The organism is Streptomyces sp. NPDC054847 (genome assembly GCF_053610925.1).
Genome location: NZ_JBSGZJ010000589.1, coordinates 1 through 3675, shown reverse-complemented (window position 1 = coordinate 3675; position 3675 = coordinate 1). Strand labels below are relative to the sequence as shown.

Genomic DNA, 3675 nt, shown 5'->3' with positions numbered 1-3675 from the left:
CCGCACCCGTGCCGAACACGCCTGGAGACCCGGAGAATTCATGCCGCACACGCACCAACGGATGTGGTGGGCCCGCCCCTTGGCCGTGGTCGCCGTCATCGGCAGCCTCGGCCTGGCGGGCTGCTCGGCCGACCCCACCAACCCCGCCGGCCCCGCCGGCCCCGCCGGCCCCGCCGGCCCCGCCGACACCACCGGCACGACGGAGACGGCCCCGGACACCCGCGCCGCCCCACCACCTGCCGGCTCAACACCCCCGCCCGCTTCGGCTGCTTCCGGCGCACCCGCGCGCGTGAGCATCGCCTCGATCGGCGTGGACAGCGCGTTGATGCGCCTCGGCCTCAACGAAGACGGCACCGTCCAGGTCCCACCCGCCGAACAGGGCATGACCGCAGGCTGGTACACCGGAGCAGCCGTCCCCGGCGAGCCCGGACCCGCTGTGATCATCGGCCACAACGACACCCGTTACGGCAAGGCCGTCTTCCACGACCTCGCCAAGGTCACCAAGGGCGCGGACATCGCCGTACGCGACGACTCCGGCGAAACCATCCACTTCACCGTCACCGCCAAGGAAACCGTCCGCAAGAACGCCTTCCCCACCGACAAGGTCTACGGCGCGACCGACGACCGCGCCCTGCGCCTGATCACCTGCTCGGGACGGTTCGACAGCCAAGGCCACCCGGTGGACAACCTCATCGTCTACGCCGTACTGCGCTGAACAGTGCTGGCCGCCGCTCGGGTCCGGCAGGCCTGCGCCGCTGCCGTCAGCCCGCGGCCCGGTCCGCCGCCCCTCGGGTGATGTCGGCGTAGAGGCGGAAGAGGGCCGGGCGGGCTTCGCCGCCTTCTTGTTCGCGCAGGGCCGCCCAGCACCGGGCGACGATCTTCCGGGCCTCGGCACCGGGCCACGGCCGGGGCAGGAGTTCGGGCGGCAGCAGCGGGTCGGGCTCCATGGCGCGGGTGAGTTCGGCGGCCAGTTCCACCGCGACGGTGAGGAGTTCGGGCGGGGGAATACCGGCAGGGTCGGTCAGCCGGTCGAGTCGGGGCCGGGCCAGGCGGCCGAGGCGGTGGTAGCGGTCGGCGATCTCCGGCAACGGCCAGAGCGCGCGGGCGAGTTCGGCAGGATCCCGGGTTTCGCCCCTGCGCAGGTCCGTCGAGGTGAGGAGGGTGAGCCCGCCATGGGCGCCGAGGCGGTGGGCCGCTTCTTCGACGTACGGTTCCCAGGCGTTGGCGCACACGTACAGCCCACCCTGGAGCGGGGCGCCGCCGAGGTGGACGAGCGTCTCGCGCAGCAGGTCCCGGGACGTGCGCTCCGATTCGGGCACCGCGAAGGCGGCCAGGTGCCAGACACCGTCCCACGGCGCGAGCCCGGCGTCCTGGTCGAACGCGTGCCGGAGGAAGTCAGCGTTGGGGGCGAGGGCACGCACGGTGTCCGGAGTCGCGTGCAGCTGCGCCTTGCGGCCCCGGCCCTCGCGGGTGAACCGGCCCTCGGCCACGAGGCGTTTGACGCACAGCCGCACCTGCTGGTCGCTCATGCCCAGGGTGTTGGCGACGGTGTACAGCTCGTCCGCGTCGACGGTGCCGTCCTCGCGGATCAGCGCGTGGACGAGCATGCGGGTGGGGATCTCGATGCGGTCGGTCATGGTGTGCGCAGTCCTTTCGGCCCGTTCGCCTCGACAGGGCGGCGCATGCTGGTCACCGCGCCGAACCCCAGCAGCCCGCGCAGGTAGGGCGTCTGCTCGGTCCGTACGGCCGTGAAGCCGCGCCGCTCGTACAGGGCCCTGGCGCGCGGGTTGGTGTCGATGACGTCCAGTCTGATCTCCCGGCAGTCGTGCTCCGCCGCTACGGCGGCCACTTCCTCGAGGAGCAGACTCCCGACGCCGCGGCCGCGTACGCCCGGGTCCACCGCGATGCCGTCCATGACGAGCTCCCCGGCGGCCGGGTGGCGTTCGAAAAGGGCCAGCAGCAGGAGCCGGTGCAGTCCCCGCAGGTGACCGTAGGCATGGAGCACGGCGGAGGCGGAGCCCCCGGTGAGGGCCCGGCCGCCGAGCTGGTAGCCGGCGAGGCCGACGAGCTGCCCGTCGAGGAGCGCGCACACCGCCCGATCGGCGTTCATGTGGGCGGCGATGAAGGGCACCGCCTTGTCCGGCGGGTTCAGGGCGGGGCCGAGTTTGCGGCCGAAGGCGTCCCAGTACAGCTCGGCCGCCCGCCGCTCGGCTCCGGCCGGGACGCCCCGCCGGACCGTCACCGGCCCCGTAGCGGCGCCCGTCTCGTCCTGACCCATGCCGTGCTCCCCTCGCTCAGCCGTCTCGAGCTCAAAACTATCATTTGTGAGACGATCGTTCTTGCTCTGATAGTTTCATGCAACCCGAGCAGAGGTGGTCAGATCTCATGAGTCAGAAGACCCGCCACCGACGGCGCCGTCTCCGCATGGCCGCGTGGTCACTCGTCATGGTCCTGGTCGTGGCCACCGGTCTCGCGGGCGTGGTCCTGTGGCAGAACTCCTTCGAGATGGACGAGCAGCGGGTCTCGATCCGCCATGGCGGCCACATGCTCAACGGCGTACTGGCCACCCCCAGGGACGGCCGCGAACGCCACGGCCTGGTCGTGTACATCCACGGCGACGGCCCCATCGACGCCACCCACGAAGACGGTTACAGGCCCATGTGGGAAGCGAACGCAAAGGCCGGCTACGCCTCCCTGTCCTGGGACAAACCCGGCGTCGCCGGCGCACCCGGTGACTGGCTCGAGCAGTCCATGGACGACCGTGCCGACGAGGCGGCCGCCGCCATGGCCTGGGCGCGCACCCGACCTGACATCGACGGCGACCGGATCGGGCTCTGGGGCGCCAGTCAGGCGGGCTGGGTCCTGCCGAAGGTCGCCGCCAGAACGCCCGTCAGCTTCGTCATCGCCGTCTCACCCGCGATCAACTGGCTCCGGCAGGGCCGCTACAACCTCCTCGCCGAGCTGCGCGCCGACGACGCGTCGGCCGCGCGCACCCGCGCCGCGATCGCCGAGAGCGACACCACCCGCCGACTGCTGGCACGCCACGCCATCTTCGAGGAGTACGTCAGGGCGCGGGGCGGCGACGCGGACGGCATGACCGCCGGTCGCTGGGGCTTCATATCCAGGAACCACACCGCGGACGCGACGCAGGACCTCCGCGCTCTGCGCCGCGTTCCGGTGCTGCTGGTTCTCGCAGGCCATGACCTCAACGTGGACACCGCCGACACGGAGCGCGTCTACCGCAAGGTGCTGGACGCAGGTGGTGCGTTGACGGTCACCCGTCACCCGGACGCGACCCACTCGCTGCTCAAGCAGTCCGTCGAACAGTCGGATCTCAAGCTCACACTCACCGCGCTCTTCGCCCCCCGCTCGCTCTTCGCGGACGGATTCCTGGACGGCCAACGGCAGTTCCTCAACGGTCTCGGCCGCGGCGGTGACGCCACCCCATGACCCTCCCTGGGGCACACGCCCGTGGTGCCCGCCCGCTTCGCGCGGCGGTGGATCCAGCGGTGCCGCCCGACAGTCGCCCGTGGCGCGATGCGGGTTCACCCTTCAGGATTTCGCCGTTTGCCTGCACGATGTCGGGCTCCCGCGCAAGCGAGGTGCCCCGGTGACCTGAGCCCGGGACTCTTCGCCGCCGGGCGGCGACGCGGCGACGACCCCGGCCCGCAGGAG

General features: G+C 72.0%; 4 protein-coding genes. 2 read left to right on the top strand and 2 right to left on the bottom strand.

The genetic code is table 11. The features are described from left to right. Window positions 1-40: 40 nt before the first annotated feature. Window positions 41-715, top strand: a complete 675-nt coding sequence (locus ACWGH4_RS32815; RefSeq protein WP_453467272.1) for a class F sortase — start codon at window positions 41-43, stop codon at window positions 713-715. A gap of 46 nt (window positions 716-761) precedes the next feature. On the opposite strand, the gene ACWGH4_RS32810 is transcribed toward ACWGH4_RS32815, so the two are convergent. Together ACWGH4_RS32810 and ACWGH4_RS32805 are read right to left on the bottom strand one after the other, a co-directional pair. Beyond that, entirely contained in the window at window positions 762-1637 is an 876-nt protein-coding gene (locus tag ACWGH4_RS32810; RefSeq protein WP_453467270.1) for a PaaX family transcriptional regulator C-terminal domain-containing protein, read from the bottom strand. Then, a complete protein-coding gene (locus ACWGH4_RS32805) occupies window positions 1634-2278 on the bottom strand; it encodes a GNAT family N-acetyltransferase (protein WP_453467268.1) in 645 nt (214 codons plus the stop codon). The genes ACWGH4_RS32810 and ACWGH4_RS32805 overlap by 4 nt, the downstream gene beginning before the upstream one ends. 107 nt (window positions 2279-2385) lie before the next feature. Between ACWGH4_RS32805 and ACWGH4_RS32800 the strand changes: the two genes are divergently transcribed. Continuing rightward, complete coding sequence (locus ACWGH4_RS32800) at window positions 2386-3450, top strand: alpha/beta hydrolase family protein (protein WP_453467266.1); 1065 nt, start codon at window positions 2386-2388, stop codon at window positions 3448-3450. Window positions 3451-3675 lie beyond the last annotated feature (225 nt).